Below are 18182 nucleotides of genomic sequence, written 5' to 3' on the forward strand. Positions count from 1 at the left end.
AAGGCGCTGACGCCGAACAATCGCCCAGTATCGCCCCCATCCCGGTCGCCTGATCGAATGTCAGAACCTCACCACGCATGATCATGCCCCCGAATGCTCTCACATCCGGCCTATCGATGTAGCAGCGGATTGACCAGAGCTTTCATGGCCCAATGCACGTCCGGCATGGCCGCCACGTGTTTATGGATAAACGGCAGCGAGGCCACGTTCTTCAACTGATGACGCGCCGCATCCTCGATGAGCAAGTGCTCCGGATCTTCGATCGCGTGCGTGCGACGTGGTCGTCTCTCTTCATGCGTATGGACCTATCGGACCGTCGGAGCGCCTGTGTCATCGCCGCTTCGAAACGCGATCTGGTAGGCGCGGCTCAAGAGGGTGCTTTTCGATCCGACCTGTTCTATCACCTGTACGTCGTGCGTTTGCGGATGCCCCCGCTGCGCGAAAGGCGAGAGGATATTCTTCCGCTTCGCGCATTTCCTGGCGGACCGAAAGCAGGGGGCGGAGATGGACGCCCTGCAAGCCCGGATGGGCCTGAGGCCCAGAGCCATGCGCGAACGGTGAAGCCTGGTGAACCCCCATTCGACACGATGCTGTTGGCGCTGGAGCAGGCGCAGACAGCAGAAAGTCCCGAGGCGTATGCCATCGGGGCTTTGTGAGCTTGGGTGCGGGAGCAGGATTTGGGCGATACCTCACCCTTGACTTCCTCGCCTGAGATTTCGTCGACAGACACTAAAACTCGGCCGATGCGACTCTGAGGTCCGCCAGGAATTTGGCGCGTTCGCTATCCCTCGCAGCCGGATCAGGCAGGCGCAGCAGATAAGCAGGGTGAACAGTAAGAAACACGCGCGCGCCGTCGTCCGCCGTGATGACCCGGCCCCGCTCGGCCTGCACGGCAGGTTTCCGGCCAAGCACCGCCAGACTCGCCGTTGCGCCCAGCGCCAGGATCAGCCGAGGCTTCACCAGACGTCGCTCATGATCCAACCACCAGCGGCAGGCCTGAACCTCGCTAGGGCTTGGCGTTCTGTGCAGTCGGCGCTTGCCGCGCGGTTCGTGCTTGAAGTGCTTGACCGCATTAGTCAGGTAGAGGTCACGACGACGCAGGCCCGCTTCTTCAAACGCCGCGTCCAGGAGGCGTCCAGCGGGACCGGTGAAGGGTCGTCCGACCAGATCCTCCTGATCGCCCGGCTGTTCGCCTACCACCATCAGAGCCGCACGCTTGGGGCCCTCGCCGCAGACGCCCTGGGTGGCGTCGCGCCACAAAGGACAGCGGCGGCACCCCTGAACGCCCCGCGCCAGCTCATCCAGATCGCCAGGAACCAGATCGTCGGTCGGCGCGCGATCGACGGAAGGTGCGCGGACGCGCTGGAAACGCTCATTGGGTTTCGGTGCGGACTGCGTCACCATGGCTTCGGTGCGAACCGACGCAGCGGCGGTCAGTTCCGGTATCAGCGCCGCCTCGGGCAGGTTCTTCCAGTAGCGCTTGGGCATTTCCGACCGCATCGCCTGAAGCCGCAGCCGTGCGGGATTGAAGGTCGAAGCGTAATAGGTGCGCCAGAAGTCCTCCACGGCGTCCTCGGCCGGGGCCTGCGCCTGTTCGCCGGCAGGGCCGAAGGTCAAGGTCTCTCCGTGCCAATGAGCTGAGCCGTCCGGCGTCAGGATCGTCCATCGCATGGCGCTGAATCGCCGGGCGAAGAAGGGCGCGGTCGCCTGCAACACGCGATGCGCCGGCTCGAACCAGGCGACCCAGTGGTCGCCTGCCTCATCCTCAGCCTGTCGGAATCGGACGAAGGCCTTCATCTTGTGGGCGGCGCGGCGCACCGCCTTCACCCGATCAGCCGCCTCGGCCACATCCCGATCCGACAGGACGGCCAGCAGGTCAGGCTGATCCTTCAAGCGCCACAGCAGGCGATACATCAGATCAAAACGATCCTCGGATCGATGCTGGATCAACTGCGCCGCCGTCTCCATGAAGGCGCGCGGGGCGTTGAATGCGCCCTCGACTTCGGGAAGAGCCGCCGCCTCGTCGAACAGGTCGCCACGCGAACGGCCCACGGCGAACCGCGCCTGGGCCGGCTCGACGCCCGCCAGCCTCAAACGCCGGGCCGCCTCGCGCCAGCTGTCGAAATCAAGCGGATCGGCCAGGACAAGGGTCCGCATCAGAACAGGCTCAACTGTTCGGCCTTGCGCCGGGGGGCCAGGCGCGCACGCAGGTCCGCCGCATCGGTCAGGCCGCCGGGCGTCCAGTCCAGGGCGGTGATCCACGGCCGCACCGCCTCGATGGAGCGCGTCAGTCGGCCCACGTCCTCCAACCGCAAGGTCCGATGCCGCCGCACGGACAGGATGCGGTCGACCGCCTTCACACCCAGTCCCGGCACCCGCAGCAGCGCCTCACGCGCTGCACGGTTCACGTCGACGGGAAAGGCCTCGCGCCGACGCAAGGCCCAGGCCAGTTTGGGATCGACGGCCAGATCCAGCATTCCATCGTCCGTCCCCTCCCCGATCTCGGGCGCGGTGAAGCCGTAGAATCGCATCAGCCAATCGGCCTGGTAAAGCCGGTGTTCCCGCATCAGCGGCGGCTTGGTCGGCGGCAACAGGTTGGAGCCGTCGGGGATAGGACTGAAGGCGGAATAGTAGACCCGACGCAGGCCGTATCCGCCATACAGGGCGGCGCTGCGCGCCATGATCTCTGTGTCCGGCGCCCCGTCGGCGCCGACGATTAATTGGGTCGACTGCCCCGCTGGGGCGAAGGCGGGCGGGCGTTTTCGGTCCTTCTTTTCGGGCCGGGCCGCTTCCAGCTTCAGCCGCACCTGCCCCATGGCCTTGCGGATCGTTCGCGCGTCCTTTTCGGGCGCCAGTCGGCCCAAGGCCTCGTCGCGGGGCAGTTCGATGTTGGCGGACAAGCGATCGGCATACAGGCCCGCCAGCTCGACCAGCCGTGCGTCCGCCTCGGGGATCAGCTTCAAATGGATGTAGCCGCGAAAGTCGTGATCTTCGCGCAGTCGCCGCGCGACCTCGACCAGTTGTTCCATGGTGTAGTCGCCGTTGCGGATCACCCCCGACGACAGGAACAAGCCCTCGATATAGTTGCGCTTGTAGAAGGCCAGGGTCAGGTCCACGACCTCCTGCACCGTGAAACGCGCCCGCTCGACGTTCGATGACACCCGGTTGATGCAATAGGCGCAGTCGTAGATGCAGAAGTTGGTCAGCAGGATTTTCAGCAGGCTGACGCACCGGCCGTCCGGCGTATAGGCGTGACAGATGCCCATGCCCTCGGTCGAGCCTATGCCTCGACCGCCCAGGGAATCTCTCTTGGTCGAACCCGATGAGGCGCATGAAGCGTCATACTTCGCCGCATCCGCCAGCACCGCCAGCTTTCGTCTCAAATCAATCTGCGCCATTTGTTCATGATATGTTCCATTCATGGGATGATCCAGCTTGGCCGGAGCGATTTCTCAGAACGCCAGCGGTGCGGTCTGCCAGGTCACGCCGACGGCGGCGACCAGAGCGCCTGTTAAGGCGACACGCCGCTCCCAAAGAGCCGGCCCCTCCGGCGCCGGACGCCGCGCCATGGCGAAGGCCGCGGCGGCGATCAGCGTCAGACATAGAAGGCTGAAACCCAACCCGATCCAGCGACCGGCGGCCGCCTCGGTCGAGGACCACACGTCTGCGGCGCTGGCCAGCAGGTAAAGCCCCAGAAAATGCGCGGCCCAGATCAGCAGCCCCGCCGTCATGGCCAGCCAGCGCCTCATGCGCCGGAGCCCGGAAACAGTCGGATCAGCAGCATCACGATCACCGCCTGCGCCGCCGTATAGGTCATGAAGAGGCCGATCAGGTCTATCGTCGACGGACGCTCGGCCGACAAGCGCCTGAACGCCCGTCGCAACAGGATGTAGAGCCCCATTAACATCCCGATCCCGGCGAACGTCGCCGACCAGCCGAGCAGGGCGAAGACGGCTGCGCCCTGGCTGGTGGCGTCAGGCTTGAGCCCCGAGGTCCACCAGGCTTGGAGCTCAAGCCCTATCGCCATCGCGGCGCCGATGGCGCTGATGACCAGAAGAACCGTAGCGAGCGTCTCCGCTCCCTTCCCGGTCCGGCGCAGAACGCGCGGCGCCGCTGCGGCGCACAGCCCTCCTAAGGCCAGACCGCCCAGATGCAGCATCATCGACGCCGTCTCCGGCGGCGCCTGCCACAGATCCGGGCGCCGGCTCCACAGGAAGATGTAGGAAAAGCCGGCCAGCAGGCAGACCATGCCGCCGACGATCAGCACGATCACCATGGCCCACCAGCCGTGGCTGGCCGGACCGGAGACATAGTTGGGTACACGCACGCCCGCTCCGATGTCGGTCGTCTTGCGGGTATGCGGCGCGTCCAGAAACCAGCACCAGCGCATGATGCAGTAGATCGCCAGCACGCCGCTGACCACGGCGGCGACATAGGCCTGGATGGTCAGGATCAGGAAAAAGCCGGCCGTGAAAAGAGCGCCGAACACGTGCCAAGGCGATGGGCGCGGGAGGCGCAAGACATACTGCGGCTCAGCGTTCAGAGGGCTGGTGACCAGCGTCTGGCGCTCGCCTCCCGCCGCGCCGGGCAGGAACCAGCGCCCCTCCTCCACCTCCTTCGCCAAGCTCTTCTGTTCCCACAGCGGATAGAGGCTCTTCACCACCGGGACGGAGCGCACGGAATAATAGCCGCTGGGCAGCCACTCCAGGCCTGGGCCGTCGTGGATATTGCCCGCCTCGCGCGGGCCGAAGGGGCGGAAGTTGCGGATCATGTCGACGACCCACAGCAGGACCGCCAGGCCGAACAGGAAGGCCCCGACGGTGGAGATGAAGTTGGGCAGATCCCACCCCCGCCCCGGCAGATAGGTATAGACTCGACGCGGCATCCCCATCAGCCCAGTCAGATGCATCGGCATGAAAGCGATGTTGTGACCGGCGAACATCAGCCAGAAGACCCATCTGCCCATGCGCTCGCTCAGCGGCCGGACGCTGGACATGGGCAGCCAGTAGTAGATGGCCGCGAACATGGGAAAGACCATGCCGCCGATCAGGACATAGTGCAGGTGGGCGACGATGAAGTAGCTGTCGTGGGCCTGCCAGTCGAAGGGAACCATGGCGACCATCACCCCAGTCAGCCCGCCCATGACGAAGATGACCAGACCGCCCACGGCGAACAGACCCGGCGTGGTGAAGCGCATCTTTCCGGCCGCTATGGTGGCGATCCAGGCGAAGACCTGCACCCCGGCAGGCACGCTGACCGCCATGGAGGCGGCGCTGAAGTAGTTGATGCTGATCTGCGGCATGCCGGTGGTGAACATGTGGTGCGCCCACACGCCGAAGCTGATGAAGCCGGTCGCCAGCATGGCCATGACCACGAGGGGATGGCCGACCAGCTTCGTGCGCGCCATGGCGGGGATGATGGTCGACATGGCCCCGGCCGCCGGCAAGAAGATGATGTAGACCTCCGGGTGGCCGAAGAACCAGAACAGGTGCTGCCACAGCATGGGATCGCCGCCCTTTAGCGGGTCGAAGAAGGGCCAGCCCAGCGCCCTCTCCAGCTCCAGCAGCAAGGTCGCCAGGATCACCGAGGGAAAGGCGATGATGATCATGCAGGCGAAGATCAGCATGGCCCAGGCGAAGACCGGCAGCTTGTCCAGCGTCATGCCGGGCGCGCGCGTCTTCAGCACCCCGACGATGATCTCGATCGCTCCGGCGATGGCCGAGATCTCGATGAAGCCGATGCCCAGCAGCCAGAAGTCGGCGTTGATCCCCGGCGAATAGGTCATGCCGGTCAGCGGCGGATACATGAACCATCCCCCGTCCGGCGCCAGGCCGAAGAACAGGGAGCAGAAGAAGGCCAGGCCGCCGATCAGATAGGCCCAGAAGGCGTAGGCCCCGAGGCGCGGAAACGGCAGGTCTCGCGCCCCCAACATCTGCGGCAACAGCAGCACGCCCAACGCCTCGACCGCCGGCACGGCGAACAGGAACATCATCACCGTACCGTGCATGGTGAAGATCTGGTTGTAGGTCTCCTGCGGCAGGAAGCCGGTCATCGGCAGCGCCAGCTGGGTGCGCATCAGCAGCGCCAGCACTCCCGCCAGCACGAAGAACAGCATGGCCGCGCCGACGTAATAAACGCCGATGATGTTGTTGTTGATCGCCGTGATCCACTCGCCGGGACGGCGCGGACCGCACCAGGCGGCCTCCAGTTGCTCCAGCTCGCCGTCCGGACGCGGCTCTTCGGTGGGAAAGCGATCGTATTTGCGGACGTCGAAGCCGGTTTCCGACGTCATTTCAGACTGTCCAGATAGGCGGCCAGGTCGCGCAGCTCGCGCCCGGTCAGCACCGGATAGGACGGCATCCGATTGCCCGGCTTTATCCCCTGGCTGTCGGCGATCCAACCCGCCATCGTGCCCTGATTGTTGGGCAGGATGCCCGCGCCCAGCGTCTGGCGCGAACCGACATGGGTCAGGTCCGGCCCGGCCAGGCCGTTGGCCTCGGTTCCGCGTATGGTGTGGCAGGCGCCGCACCCCGAGGCGCCGAACGCCGCCGCGCCCGGCAGGGCGGACGGCGCGGCGGGCGCGGCCTGCCTGGCCCGCCAGGCCTCGAAGTCGGCCTCGGGATGGGCGACGACGACGAAGCCCATCAGGGCGTGAGGTCCGCCGCAATACTCCGCGCACTGTCCCGCATAAACGCCCGGCTTGTCAGCCTGCAGGCGCATGAAGTTGCGACGGCCTGGGATCATGTCCGTCTTGCCGCCCAGGCGCGGCACCCACAGGCTATGGATGACGTCGGCGCTCTCCAGTTCGACCACCACCGGGCGGCCGACGGGGATGTGAACCTCATTGGCGTCCTGGACCTTTTCGCGGCCCTGGTCGTCCAGATAGGCCACGCGCCACCACCACATCTCCCCGGTGACGCGCACGCGCATCTCGCCGCCGCGCGGCGCATCCGACACGCGCGCGGTGACGCTGAGGCCGTAGATCAGCAGGCCCGTCAGCACGACCACCGGAAAGGCCAGGCCGCCGATCCAGACTAGGCGCTCGCCGCCGACGCGACGTTTCCACTTCCTCGGCCCGAACAGGGCGACGCCCAGCGCGATCAAGACGACGGCCAGCACCACCGCGCCCATGACGAACAGCACCCAGGCGACGACCGTCACCGGCCCGGCGAACGGCCCAGCGGGGTCCAGCACCGGCGGCGGCCAGCCGCCCAGCATGTCCGGCGTCTCAGTCGTCATCGAGCGTATAGAGATAGGCCGCTATGTCGCGGGCTTCGGCTTGTGTCAGGGGCATGGGCGGCATGCCGGTGTCGGGCAGCAACGACGGGGCGTCGCGCACGAAGGCGGCCATGACCGCAGGCTGGTTCGGCAGTCGCCCGGCGATCATCGGCCGCGCCCCGACGCCCGCCAGCGATCCGCCGGTCCGCCCCTCGGGCCAGGCCACGCCGGGAATAGCGTGGCAGGCGCCGCAGCCCTGGGTCCGGATCAGGCGCAGCCCCTCGACCGCGTCGGCGCCCGCCAGGTCGCGCGGCGCCCCAGCCTTGTCCGCGCAGGCGGCGAGGCCCAGCAGGCCCGCGGCTGAAACCGCAGCCCCTATCTTCCCCATCGTCGCGACATGACAGCATCCGGCCCCTTTCCGCTTCGCCAGAACCAATCCGCCGGGCGGCCAGGGGTTCCGAGGCGGAACCGGCGCCGCAACGCCGGTGTTGGATCAGGGTGCGCGCCCTGCTCCTCGCTTTTCTGGGATTGACCCTCGCCGCCTGCGATACGACGCCGGGCGTAACTGATCGCGCCTTTCAGGCGTCCGGCGAGATCATCGCCATGGGTGGCGGCGCGGGCGGCGCGACCAACGCCTGTTTCACCTGCCACGGCCTGAAGGGCGAAGGCGACGGCGTCTCGACGCCGCGTCTGGCCGGTCTGGACCAGGGCTATCTGCAGAAACAGATGGAGGACTACGCCAGCGGCCTGCGCCCTGACGACGTCATGACCCGCGTGGCCAAGGGTCTGGATCAGGACGCGCGCCGGACCGTGGCGGCCTGGTACGCCGGACTGCCCGCGCCCGCCGTGCGAGCTTCAACCGTCTCCCCGCCTCCGATCTGGCTGACTGGCGATACGGCCCGCGGCGTCACCGCCTGCGCCGCCTGCCATGGCGTTGAGGGCCAGGGCGCGGGCGAAGGTCAGCCGATCGTGGCCGGGCAGCCCGCCGCCTATACGCTGGAACAGATTGACCGCTGGAAGTCCGGCGAGCGGCGAAATGACCCGCGCGGCGTCATGGCCGCCGCCGTCCAAAGGCTGACGGACGACGAAGCCCGCGCCATCGCCGCCTGGCTGTCGACCCAGCCGCCCTCCCCGGTCCGCGCCGAAGCGTCGAGCGCCCGCGTCGCCTCGGTCGCTGCTGCCGCGCGCCCGGCCGCGTCGCGCGAGATCCGCCGCCCCGCTCGTTCCGACGGCGACTGAACTCCTCGGGAACAGGCCGCGCGCCCAGAGATTGCCTGTCACACGACTAACAACCCGGTGGAGGCCCCTCATGCACGCCCACAGCTATCGCAATCTCGCAATCGAACTGCTGATCGACTTCGTCATCATGTATCTGGTGATGTTCACCATGATCGCGACGCTCGATCATTTCCGCTTCAACCTGAACAACGTCTATATGACGCTGATGATGGTCGCGCCGATGGCCGTGGTCATGCTGCTGTCGATGCGTTCGATGTTCCAGAACAGACGCGCCAACTGGATCATCATCGGAGTCGCCGCCGTCGTATTCGCCGCCAGCTTCTACGCCATGCGCACCCAGGCGGCCATTAACGACCAGGAACTGATCCGCGGCATGATCCCCCATCATTCCGGGGCGATCCTGATGTGCGGAAAGGCCAAGTTGACCCACCCTGAACTGATCGCCCTGTGCGATGAAATCATCGTCGCTCAAGAGCGGGAGATCGCCCAAATGCAGGCGATCCTGGACCGACTCTAGACCTGGGAGCGGGTGCGGCCGCGCCGCAGCCCCCGAACGGTCGTCGCGATCCTTTTCTCCAGCGCGCGCCATCGTCGCTGCCATCGCGTGCGGCGCGGCCTCAGTTGAGGCACGACCGGCAGCATGGCGTGAAAGACGTCGTCGCGGTCGATCAGGTGATGCTTCAGCGCCGCCCCCGCATGGATCGGGATCATCAGCAGAAGAGCGACAATCAACGCCCAGTGCATCCACTCCGCCGCAGCCTCGACCGCCCACAGCTGGCGGTTCGACAAATTCTGCATCGGCAACAGCGGCCATGGAATGAAGCCCGCCGCCTCCAACTGGGTGTTTCGCGCCGTCGCGGAGACCATCGCCCAACCCGACAACGGCAGGCCGAACAGACAGACGTAGAACACATAGTGGGTGACGCGGGCCGCCGTGCTTTCCCACCCCGGCTTGTCTGCGTCATTGATCAGGTCCGGCGCGACCAGCCGCCAGGTCAGGCGGCCGATCACCAGCAACAGCATCAGCACGCCGACGGCGAAATGGACCTCATAGGCGGCGACCTTCTCGCCGCCGACCGGCAACCGCCCCATCCACCAGCCCCAGCCCAACTGGAACACGACCAGACCTGCCATGATCCAGTGAAACCAGATGGCCACGGGGGAATAGCGCCCCTCATCATGATGACCGGCTGCCCACTCCAGCGCCTGGGCGATCAGCCGGTCGATCATGCCGCCGCCTCGCCCGCCGGCTTCAGCAGACCGTGAATCCGCCACAGGGCGACCAGGAGATAGGCCGCCGCCGCCGGCGCCCACATGATGAGTCCGGCCGCCTGCTGGTCCTCCAGCGGCGTCATGTTCCAAGCCATGGTGCTGGCGAAATGCGGCGCATAGAGGGGCTGGCCCGCGAACACGATCAGGGCGCCCAGAAGCCCCATCAGCAGCATGGCCGCCAGCAAGGCGGCGACGGCCGCATGGCCTCTGGCGCTGCGCACGGCCGCCCAGAACCAGACTGCGCTGCCCAGAATAGTGAACTGCATCAACCAGTAGATCGCATCATGCGACAGGGCCTGGGCATAGAGGCCCGGCGCATGCCAGGCCCAGAAGATCACCGCCTGCGCGGCCGTCGCCGCCGCCAGCCTCGGCTTTCTCATCGCCGGCACACAAAGGGCCAGCAACGGGGCCGCCGCCAGCACCAGAAGCAGGTGGTGCAACGTCCGTGCGGTGAACAACGCCGAACTCAGCGCGCACAGAGGCGAGATGAAACCGATCACCAGCACGGTCATCGCAGCCGTATATCGCCCCCTTTCCGGCCCGCGCAGCAGAACCAGCCCCGCGACCGTCGCAGCCGTCAGAACGACCCAGAGAACCGGATCGCCGTTCCAGCGGCTCAGCGCCTCGAGCGGATCGGGCGCGGGCCCGCAATAAGGTGTCCAGACGGCATCGACCATCCTGGGCCAACGCCTCCGCGCAGCGACGGTTCACCGCTCCTGCTGGCTCAAACGAAGCGGAACCCGGTTTCGCCATGCGCCGTTTCCATGCCCTGTTCAGGAACCCGCTCATGTCCGATACCGTCGCCGACCCCGCCTTCGAGCCTCCCGCAGAAGCCCAGGCCTTTTATGAAGAGTCCTTGCGTCTGCTGAAGGAATCCGGCGTTCCTTTCCTGCTCTCGGGCACCTACGCCGTAACGGCCTATACAGGCATCCGTCGGCCGACCAAGGATCTGGACGTCTTCTGCAAGCCCGGCGACTACCCCCGGATTCTGGCCTTCTTCCAGGCGCACGGCTATCGCACCGACGTCGAGGACGAACGCTGGATCGCCAAGGTCTGGAAGGACGACAAGCACTTCTTTGACGTCATCTTCGCCATGTCGAACGGCACCATCGCCGTCTCCGACAGTTGGTTCGGGCCGGATCGCATCACCGTCTACGGGCATGAGGTGACGATCACCCCGCCGACCGCCCTGATCCTGTCCAAGGCCTTCATTCAGGACCGCTATCGCTACGACGGCGCCGATGTGAACCACGTCATTCTCAAGCAGGCCGACGCCATCGACTGGAAGTCGCTTCTGGATCAGATGGACCTCTATTGGGAGGTGCTGATGGCGCATCTGCTCAACTTCCGCTTCGCCTATCCGACGGAGCGCGGCCTGGTGCCGGCGTGGCTGATGACGGAGCTGATCGGCCGCCTTCAGGCTCAGGTCGATCTGCCGGCGCCGCGCGTAAAGGTCTGCCGCGGCCGCTTGTTCAGCCCCAGAGACTACATCGCCGACATCTCCGAATGGGGCTTCGGCGACGTGGTGGGCAAGGGCCTGGAGGAACGCCATGACCCCGTCGCCTGAACCCGCCGCCCCCGCCGCTGAAAGCCAGACGCCTCAACCCGGCATGGAAGCCGGACCGAAGAAAAAGCTTCGCGTCGCCGCCGTCGGCGACCTGCACGTCGGCGAGACCTCGCATCGCGCCTATCGCGACCTGTTCGACCGGGTGCATGAAGACGCGGACGTGCTTTGCCTGTGCGGCGACCTGGTCAATTTCGGCAAGACGGTCGAGGTGGAGAACCTGCTGGAGGATCTGCGCGCCTGCCGCATCCCCATGATCGGCGTGCTGGGCAATCACGAGCACGAGTGCGGCCAACCTCTGGAGGTGGCCCGCATGCTGACCGAAGCCGGCGTGAAGATGCTCACCGGCGAGGCCTATGAGATCGACGGCGTCGGTTTCGCCGGGGGAAAAGGCTTCGTGGGCGGCTTCGGCCGCTACATGCTCAGTTCGTTCGGCGAGGCCTCGGTGAAGACCTTCGTCAATGAGGCGGTGGAGGACGCCAACCTCATCGAGAACTCCATCCGCACCCTGCGCACCGAACGGAGCGTCGTGCTTCTCCACTATGCGCCGGTGGTCGACACGGTGATCGGCGAGCCGCCGGAAATCCACGCCTTCCTCGGCTCATCGCGGCTGGCGGAGGTCGTCGATCGCTATGAGAACGTCAAGCTGGTGGTGCACGGCCATGCGCATCGCGGGGCGCCGGAAGGCCGCACGGCGCGCGGCGTCCCAGTCTACAACGTCGCCCTGCCCGTGCTGCGGGCGCTAGGCGACACGCCCTATCGCGTATTCGAGGTCTGAGCTCAGGCGATCCCGGCGCCGCCGGTGACGCCCCAGACCTCGCCCGTGACGAAGCTGGCTTCCTGCGACGCCAGCAGAACGTAGACGGGTGCGATCTCGACCGGCTGGCCCGGGCGGCCGAAGGCGCTGTGAGCCCCGAATTTTTCGACCTTCTCCTGAGGCTGGCCGCCGCTGGGCTGCAGAACCGTCCAGAAGGGGCCCGGCGCCACGGCGTTCACCCGCACGCCCTTCTCGATCAGTTGCTTGGCCAGGGCCTTGGTGTAGGTGACGATCCCGCCCTTGGTGGTGGCGTAGTCGAGCAGGATGTCCGACGGTTCATAGGCTTGGATCGAGGCCGTGGTGATGACCGCCGCGCCCGGCGGCAGGTGCGGCGTCGCCGCCTGACACAACCAGTGCAGGGCGTAGAGATTGGTCTTCAGCGTGGCGTCGAAATCCTCGGTCGAGACCTCGCCTACGTCCTCGCGGAACTGCTGCCGACCTGCGTTGACGACCAGGATGTCCAGGCCGCCGAAGGCCTTGAGCGTGCGCGCCACCATGGCCGCATTCCACGCCTCGTCACGCACGTCGCCGGGCAGGGCCAGCGCCTTGACGTCTTCGGCCTCGATCAGGGCGATCACCTCGCGCGCGTCGGCCTCCTCGGAGGGCAGATAGGAGACGGCGACATCGGCCCCTTCGCGGGCGTAGGCGATGGCGATGGCGCGGCCGATGCCGGAATCGGCCCCGGTTATCAGGGCGCGACGCCCCTTCAGCCGCCCGTGGCCGCGATAGCTCTCCTCCCCATGATCGGGACTGGGCTCCATCTCAGCCGCCAGTCCGGGCGCCGGTTGCGGCTGCCGCGGAAATGGCGGACGCGGATACTGATGACGGGGATCCTGCATTGTCAGACGGTCGGACATGACGGCTCCTGTAGACGTTTGAAGGGCGTGCCTTCCTAAGTCGCCCTCTGTCCGCGCGTTCCCCTCCTGCGGCGGAACGTCGTCTTCAGACGCGACGTTTCCGACGCACCCGAGCCGGAGAAGCCGCATGCCAGATTCCGTTCCCCAAGCTCCAGCCGTCCCTGAACCGCGCAAGGGCATGCCCAGCCCGGAACTGGACCGCGCAACCTTTGAAACCCGCTTCCGCAGCCGGTTCGCGGACCCCGCCTTCGATCCCCTGCGCGACGAGATCGACCGCCTGGCCGCCGCAGCCTGGGACGGCTACATCGGGGGTCGGAAATCGCCGCTGACGCGCCCCGCCGGTCCGAGCTTCGCCGAGCCGGACTATGAGTTGGCGCTGGACTGGCTGGACGCCCACAAAGCTCTCCGCGCCGCCGAGGCGCAGCATGACGACGCCGCCATGCCCGCGCGCATCCTGATCATCAACGCTTCCAGCCGTTCCGAACACACCTGCCCCGGCGAAATGTCCAAGAGCTGGCGTCTGGTCCAGATCGCCCGCGAAGTTGTGGAAGGTCACGCGGGGGTGGAGACTGAAGTTCTCGACCTGTCACGCCTGGCGTCGGAATACGGCCGGAAAATTCATCCCTGCAAGGCCTGCTTCTCCACCGCAGCGGCCCTCTGCCATTGGCCGTGCAGCTGCTATCCCAACTACAGCCTGGGCCAGGTCCACGACTGGATGAATGACATCTATCCGATGTGGGTCCGCGCGCACGGCGTCCTGATCGTCACCCCGGTCAACTGGTATCACGCCTCAAGCCCGTTCAAGCTGATGATGGACCGGATGGTCTGCGCCGACGGCGGCAATCCCGACCCCACCACGACGCACGGCAAGACCGTTCCGATGGCCAAGGCGCTGGAGTTGGCCGACTGGCCCTATCCCCGCCATTTGGCGGGTCGGCGTTTCGCCCTGGTCGTTCATGGCGATGCGGAAGGCGCCGAGAACGTGCGTCGTTCTCTGTCCGACTGGCTGGTTTCGATGGAGCTGTCGCCGGCCGGCGCCGAGATCGATCGTTACATTGGCTATTGGGAGCCTTACGCCACCAGCCATGACGCCTTGGATCGCGATCCCGCCGTTCAAGATGAAGTGCGGCTGACGGCCGAGAAACTGACCTTGGCCGTGCTGGCCCGGGGCAACCGCCCCTCAAAGCCCTTTGAATCTAGCCTAAAATCCCCGCGGCAAAAATAAGGACTGACCGGCGCCGTATGGAACAGGCTCGGCGTCGTTTCCTTCTCCTATCAATACGAAAGGAGTTCTCTTTGCCGCTTGCAAACAAGGAAAAACCACCGATTTTGCGACGTCCGCGCCGGCTGTTGATGCTCGTCGGAGCCCTTCTGGCCCTGTTGTTCGTCGTCTACCTGGCCACGGCGGCGACCGGTTTTCTCCGCACACAAACAAAAACTCCCGATGCACGAATGACCGGCGCCGAAGCCCCGCTGGAACGCGCCATGTGACGGCATGTCCAGGCTTGGGCATTTGGAACACCTCCGCGTCCCGCCGCTTAAGCTCCCGTCACAGGGAGGATTAAAGACATGATCGATCGCAATCGCCGCCCCCCGGGCGTCCCCGCGACGGGAGACCGCCATGCGCTTCTATGAAGTCGTGGTCGGCAGCGACAGCGGCCCTCAAAGACGCCTGCGGGTGGCCTCGCCTACCGACGCCCAGGCCATTGACGCCGCTGCCCCGCTGATGCGCGTTCACGAGGCCGTTTTGTCCATCCGAGAAACGCCGGACGACGGCCTTCAGCACGCCGACGCGCCCCCGCCCAAAACTCAGGCGGAAGAACTGGCCCCCGTCACGCCCGGCATGGCCGCCAAATCCTGATCAACTAAGGAATCAATATGATGATGAAGCAAACCGCCGCCGTCCTGGCCGCTTCAGCCGCCGCTCTCACCTTGGCTGCCTGCAATCAACAGCAAGGGTCCGAAGCCGTCGACAAGGCGCAGGACGCCGCTTCCGAGCCGGTGGGCCAGACCTCGGCGGCGACCATGGGCGCCAATATGGTCAGCGCCTATGTCCCGAACGCCGCCATGGGCGACATGTACGAAATCCAGGCCGCCGACATCGCCCTAGAGCGGTCAAAGAACGCCCAGGTCAAAGAACTGGCGCAGATGATCAAGACGGACCACTCGGCCGCCTCGAGCGCTCTAAAGGCCGCCGCCGGGCAGGCTGCGCCGGACACGACCTTGCCGACCGAGCTGGACCAGCGCCGCAAGGGCTTGATCGACAACCTGCGCTCAGCCTCGGCGGCGGACTTCGACAAAACCTATATCGACCAGCAGGTCGCCGCCCATGAGGAGGCCGTCACCCTCCATCGCGGCTTCTCGGACAAGACGGACGCCCCGGCCCTGGCGGAGCACGCCCGCACCGTCCTGCCCAAGATCGAAGCCCACCTGGAGCGCGCCAAGCAGTTGCAATCCAACCTGGTCGGCTGACATCGGCCGAAAGTTAAAACGGCGCGAAGGGGCGGACTGCAGTCCGCCCCTTCTTTCTATTCAGCGACTCCCCGCCGCCTTCGGCATTGGCCAGGCTGTCCAATTCGCAAGGGTTCCGTTGCGCCCGGCCCTGTTCATATCCGAACATTAGGAACGCGCATGTCCGCCTGCCGCTTCGCAGGCTCCCCTTTTCATATTCAGGAGAGCCCCATGGCTGAGAAAACGCTGCAGACCCTGTTTCACGACACCTTGCGCGACATCTATTACGCTGAGCGCAAGATCCTGAAATCCCTGCCGAAGATGGCGCGCGCCGCCCAGTCGCCCGATCTCAAGGCGGCCTTTGAAAAACACCGCGAGCAGACGGAAGGGCAGATCGAGCGCCTGCAACAGGTGTTCGAGATCATCGGCAAGCCCGCACGCGGCAAAACCTGCGACGCCATCGAAGGCATCCTGGCCGAGGGCGACGAGATCGCCGAAGAGTACAAGGATTCGGCGGCGCTGGACGCCGGCCTACTGGCCGCCGCCCAGGCGGTCGAGCATTATGAGATCACCCGCTACGGCACGCTCAAGCGCTGGGCCGAGGTGATGGGGCTGAAGGACGCCGTCAAACTGCTTGATGAAACCCTGCAGGAAGAGAGCCAGACCGACGATGATCTGACGGCCATCGCCGACGCCGCGATCAACGCCGAGGCGTTGAAGCCCGCCGCCTGAATTCCGACGGCCCCGCCGCCCGATCAGCGGCGGGGCCGTCATTCGGCGCTAAACCGGCAGTCGCTCCAGCCGCAGATAGGAGGGATTGAATTCGGCCTCGTCCGCCAGACGGTCCCATTCCAGAATACGGACCTCAGATCCCGTCCACTCCAGCCATCCAGCCTCGCGCATGACCTTCAGCGTACGGTTCACGTGCACGGCGGACATGCCTAGCAGATCCGCAATCTCAGCCTGTATGATGGGGAAGCGAAAGACGCCGTCATGCGCCAGCCCCACCGCCTCCAGGCGAGCGTAGATTTCGCAGACCAGCAGGGCCGTCCGCTCCAGCGCCTCCTGCCGCCCCAGCGCCAGCAGCCACTCGCGATGCATCGCGGCGTCGACCACCGTCTCCAGCCACAACAAGCGTGTGAGATGAGGATGCTGTTCAGTTAATTCGCGCAGACGGTCATGCGGGGCCTCGGCGATAAGACAGTCCGACAGCGCACGCACGCCATGGTCGACACGCTTGAGAACGAAGCTGTGCAGGTCGATGAAGTCGCCGGGCAGGTTGATCTGAGTATACTGCCGCCTTCCGTCGCTCAGATCGCGATAACGCGCGCAGAAGCCGTCGACGACCAGACTGGAATGATCGACCAAAGCGTCCTGGGAGACGATGTCGCTGCCGGCGGGCTTCAGAACCACATGGGTCAGCACGCTTCGCAAGGCCTGCCGTTCGCAGTCCGTGATGACGTCGCGGCGCTCCAGCTTGTTCTCCAGAAGACGGCTGTGATCGTGCATCTCGCTCCCCTACGTTGGCGGAAACACAACGCCGATTCTTCGCGAATGTTGCGCGGCTGGGGAAGCCGCCGGGGTTCCCGGGGGCCGCAAATGCGACACAGAGAACCGCGAGGCCTGAGCCGCATTGTCTTCCCGTAACAGGGGAGTTTGTATCGTGAATAGAACACCAGTTATCGAGCGCGCCTTCGAGTTGGCTCGCAGCGGGCGTTTCCGTATCCCTAGCGAAGTGCGAAAGGCCCTGATCTCAGATCGGTATACCCAGGCTGAGCTCTTCCAACTGGAAGGCAAGGCCACGTGGAGGCAGCTTCGCACCCTTTGCTCGGATTCCTACTACCGCGCCTAAAAGAGCTCTGATGACGATGTCGCAAGCGTGACGTTCGAGCGTTCCGACTAACCTATGTAAAGAACGAAACACCTCTGGCCGTGCTGTTGGTCAGGGGGATGAAGAATCAGTCTTATCAAGATGATGTAGACATAGCCGCGGCGTCGCTGGAACGTATGCTGTCCAGCTTCGTCGCGCTGTCGCCCGCCGACGTCGATCGGGTCCGCGGCTGGTTCCACGGTCCGGCGCTGGTCCACCCGCCTGGCGGGTCGGTGTCTCTTCATCCCGAACGTCAGGACGCCCGCGTGGTGGCCCGCGGCTGGATCGCGCGTGGAGCCATGCTGGAAGACGGCCGGCGGCAGATCGTGGGCCTCAGCCTGCCTGGCGACGTCATTCTGGCCGCCGACGCCGTGGACGCCGACATGGCGGTCTGGGCCCTTACCGACGCTTCCACCCTCGACGCCTCCCTGCTGTGGGAGGCGATTTCGGAAAGCGTCGACGTCAGCCCCCGATTGCTGGAAGCCTGGCGCCAGGTCCGCTCTGCGGAGCGTCTGCGCCTAGCGCGGCACGTGATCCGTCTGGGGCGTCTCAGCGCCTATGAGCGGACCGCCCACCTTCTGCTGGAATTGTACGAGCGGCAAAGCCGCCTCGGCGCCGCCGAGCCCGGCGTTCTTCATCTCCCTCTGACCCAGGACATGCTGGCGGACATCCTGGGGCTCAGCGCCGTGCATATAAATCGCACGCTGCAGCAGCTCCGACGGGCGGGCCTGGTCGACTACCGGACCGGGCGGGCCATCCTGCCTGACCTGCAGGGTCTGGCCTTGGCCGCGGGGCTCAGCATCGCGGACGATCTCGCGGATGCGCCGCCCAGTCGCGACTAACCCATGTAAGTGGGGATCTTAGGCTTCCGTGGCAGGGCTTCAGGTCAGGAGG

22 protein-coding genes are annotated in these 18182 nt (G+C 65.8%); 11 read left to right on the forward strand and 11 right to left on the reverse strand.

Going from position 1 to position 18182, the window contains the following annotated elements; translation table 11 throughout:
- Positions 1-110 precede the first annotated feature (110 nt).
- Entirely contained in the window at positions 111-206 is a 96-nt protein-coding gene (locus FGL25_RS17830; protein WP_232464128.1) for an RtcB family protein, read from the reverse strand.
- A gap of 12 nt (positions 207-218) precedes the next feature.
- Here FGL25_RS17830 and FGL25_RS14565 point away from each other — a divergent pair, with 12 nt between their 5' ends.
- Positions 219-656: a sigma 54-interacting transcriptional regulator gene (locus FGL25_RS14565; protein ID WP_138142097.1), complete on the forward strand. Its 438-nt coding sequence runs from the start codon at positions 219-221 to the stop codon at positions 654-656.
- A gap of 73 nt (positions 657-729) precedes the next feature.
- Here the strand turns inward: FGL25_RS14565 and FGL25_RS14570 are convergent, their stop codons facing one another.
- From FGL25_RS14570 to FGL25_RS14595, 6 genes are read right to left on the reverse strand one after another with little or no spacing between them, the layout of a single operon-like run.
- On the reverse strand, positions 730-2157 hold the full coding sequence (locus tag FGL25_RS14570; RefSeq protein ID WP_138142098.1) for a UdgX family uracil-DNA binding protein: 1428 nt from the start codon (positions 2155-2157) through the stop codon (positions 730-732).
- Positions 2157-3398, reverse strand: coding sequence for a putative DNA modification/repair radical SAM protein (locus FGL25_RS14575; protein WP_138142099.1), 1242 nt, complete (start codon positions 3396-3398; stop codon positions 2157-2159). Before FGL25_RS14575 ends, FGL25_RS14570 begins: the two co-directional genes overlap by 1 nt.
- Before the next feature lie 54 nt (positions 3399-3452).
- The gene (locus FGL25_RS14580) at positions 3453-3749 is read right to left on the reverse strand and encodes a hypothetical protein (RefSeq protein WP_076224105.1); all 297 of its coding nucleotides are present in this window, start codon (positions 3747-3749) and stop codon (positions 3453-3455) included.
- A complete protein-coding gene (locus tag FGL25_RS14585; protein WP_138142100.1) occupies positions 3746-6292 on the reverse strand; it encodes a cbb3-type cytochrome c oxidase subunit I in 2547 nt (848 codons plus the stop codon). The genes FGL25_RS14580 and FGL25_RS14585 overlap by 4 nt, the downstream gene beginning before the upstream one ends.
- Positions 6289-7239: a cytochrome c oxidase subunit II gene (gene coxB / locus FGL25_RS14590; protein WP_138142101.1), complete on the reverse strand. Its 951-nt coding sequence runs from the start codon at positions 7237-7239 to the stop codon at positions 6289-6291. The genes FGL25_RS14585 and coxB overlap by 4 nt, the downstream gene beginning before the upstream one ends.
- Positions 7229-7606 carry a c-type cytochrome gene (locus tag FGL25_RS14595; protein WP_138142102.1) on the reverse strand — a complete coding sequence of 126 codons (378 nt, stop codon included), beginning with the start codon at positions 7604-7606 and terminating at the stop codon, positions 7229-7231. The genes coxB and FGL25_RS14595 overlap by 11 nt, the downstream gene beginning before the upstream one ends.
- Positions 7607-7716: 110 nt before the next feature.
- Here FGL25_RS14595 and FGL25_RS14600 point away from each other — a divergent pair, with 110 nt between their 5' ends.
- Both FGL25_RS14600 and FGL25_RS14605 read left to right on the forward strand, forming a co-directional pair.
- The gene (locus FGL25_RS14600) at positions 7717-8457 is read left to right on the forward strand and encodes a c-type cytochrome (RefSeq protein ID WP_138142103.1); all 741 of its coding nucleotides are present in this window, start codon (positions 7717-7719) and stop codon (positions 8455-8457) included.
- 70 nt (positions 8458-8527) lie between these two features.
- A complete protein-coding gene (locus FGL25_RS14605; protein ID WP_138142104.1) occupies positions 8528-8974 on the forward strand; it encodes a DUF305 domain-containing protein in 447 nt (148 codons plus the stop codon).
- On the opposite strand, the gene FGL25_RS14610 is transcribed toward FGL25_RS14605, so the two are convergent.
- Both FGL25_RS14610 and FGL25_RS14615 read right to left on the reverse strand, forming a co-directional pair.
- A complete protein-coding gene (locus FGL25_RS14610) occupies positions 8971-9687 on the reverse strand; it encodes a cytochrome b (protein WP_046654582.1) in 717 nt (238 codons plus the stop codon). The genes FGL25_RS14605 and FGL25_RS14610 overlap by 4 nt on opposite strands.
- Positions 9684-10406, reverse strand: coding sequence for a cytochrome c oxidase assembly protein (locus tag FGL25_RS14615; protein ID WP_138142105.1), 723 nt, complete (start codon positions 10404-10406; stop codon positions 9684-9686). The genes FGL25_RS14610 and FGL25_RS14615 overlap by 4 nt, the downstream gene beginning before the upstream one ends.
- A 110-nt stretch (positions 10407-10516) precedes the next feature.
- Here FGL25_RS14615 and FGL25_RS14620 point away from each other — a divergent pair, with 110 nt between their 5' ends.
- On the forward strand, positions 10517-11296 hold the full coding sequence (locus FGL25_RS14620; RefSeq protein ID WP_138142106.1) for a nucleotidyltransferase family protein: 780 nt from the start codon (positions 10517-10519) through the stop codon (positions 11294-11296).
- Positions 11280-12071: a metallophosphoesterase family protein gene (locus FGL25_RS14625; protein ID WP_197733857.1), complete on the forward strand. Its 792-nt coding sequence runs from the start codon at positions 11280-11282 to the stop codon at positions 12069-12071. The genes FGL25_RS14620 and FGL25_RS14625 overlap by 17 nt, the downstream gene beginning before the upstream one ends.
- A gap of 2 nt (positions 12072-12073) precedes the next feature.
- Here the strand turns inward: FGL25_RS14625 and FGL25_RS14630 are convergent, their stop codons facing one another.
- Complete coding sequence (locus FGL25_RS14630; protein ID WP_138142107.1) at positions 12074-12967, reverse strand: SDR family oxidoreductase; 894 nt, start codon at positions 12965-12967, stop codon at positions 12074-12076.
- A 127-nt stretch (positions 12968-13094) separates the two neighbouring features.
- Between FGL25_RS14630 and FGL25_RS14635 the strand changes: the two genes are divergently transcribed.
- The 5 genes from FGL25_RS14635 (at position 13095) to FGL25_RS14655 (ending at position 16150) form a co-directional block, all read left to right on the forward strand.
- Positions 13095-14192, forward strand: coding sequence for a flavodoxin family protein (locus FGL25_RS14635; RefSeq protein ID WP_252970206.1), 1098 nt, complete (start codon positions 13095-13097; stop codon positions 14190-14192).
- Between the two features lie 71 nt (positions 14193-14263).
- Entirely contained in the window at positions 14264-14458 is a 195-nt protein-coding gene (locus FGL25_RS14640; RefSeq protein WP_252970207.1) for a hypothetical protein, read from the forward strand.
- A 130-nt stretch (positions 14459-14588) separates the two neighbouring features.
- Positions 14589-14828, forward strand: a complete 240-nt coding sequence (locus tag FGL25_RS14645; RefSeq protein WP_003164263.1) for a hypothetical protein — start codon at positions 14589-14591, stop codon at positions 14826-14828.
- Positions 14829-14845: 17 nt separating this feature from the next.
- Entirely contained in the window at positions 14846-15439 is a 594-nt protein-coding gene (locus FGL25_RS14650) for a DUF4142 domain-containing protein (RefSeq protein ID WP_138142109.1), read from the forward strand.
- 210 nt (positions 15440-15649) lie between these two features.
- Positions 15650-16150 (forward strand): YciE/YciF ferroxidase family protein, encoded by a 501-nt coding sequence (locus tag FGL25_RS14655; protein ID WP_003164261.1) that lies wholly within the window; start codon positions 15650-15652, stop codon positions 16148-16150.
- A gap of 48 nt (positions 16151-16198) precedes the next feature.
- Here FGL25_RS14655 and FGL25_RS14660 read toward each other — a convergent pair whose 3' ends face one another.
- Entirely contained in the window at positions 16199-16927 is a 729-nt protein-coding gene (locus FGL25_RS14660; protein ID WP_003164260.1) for a Crp/Fnr family transcriptional regulator, read from the reverse strand.
- A gap of 441 nt (positions 16928-17368) precedes the next feature.
- On the opposite strand from FGL25_RS14660, the gene FGL25_RS14665 reads away from it, so the two are divergent.
- Positions 17369-18130, forward strand: a complete 762-nt coding sequence (locus FGL25_RS14665; RefSeq protein ID WP_076224091.1) for a Crp/Fnr family transcriptional regulator — start codon at positions 17369-17371, stop codon at positions 18128-18130.
- Positions 18131-18182: the final 52 nt, after the last annotated feature.

This window comes from Brevundimonas vancanneytii (genome assembly GCF_901421975.1).
Taxonomy (GTDB): domain Bacteria; phylum Pseudomonadota; class Alphaproteobacteria; order Caulobacterales; family Caulobacteraceae; genus Brevundimonas; species Brevundimonas diminuta.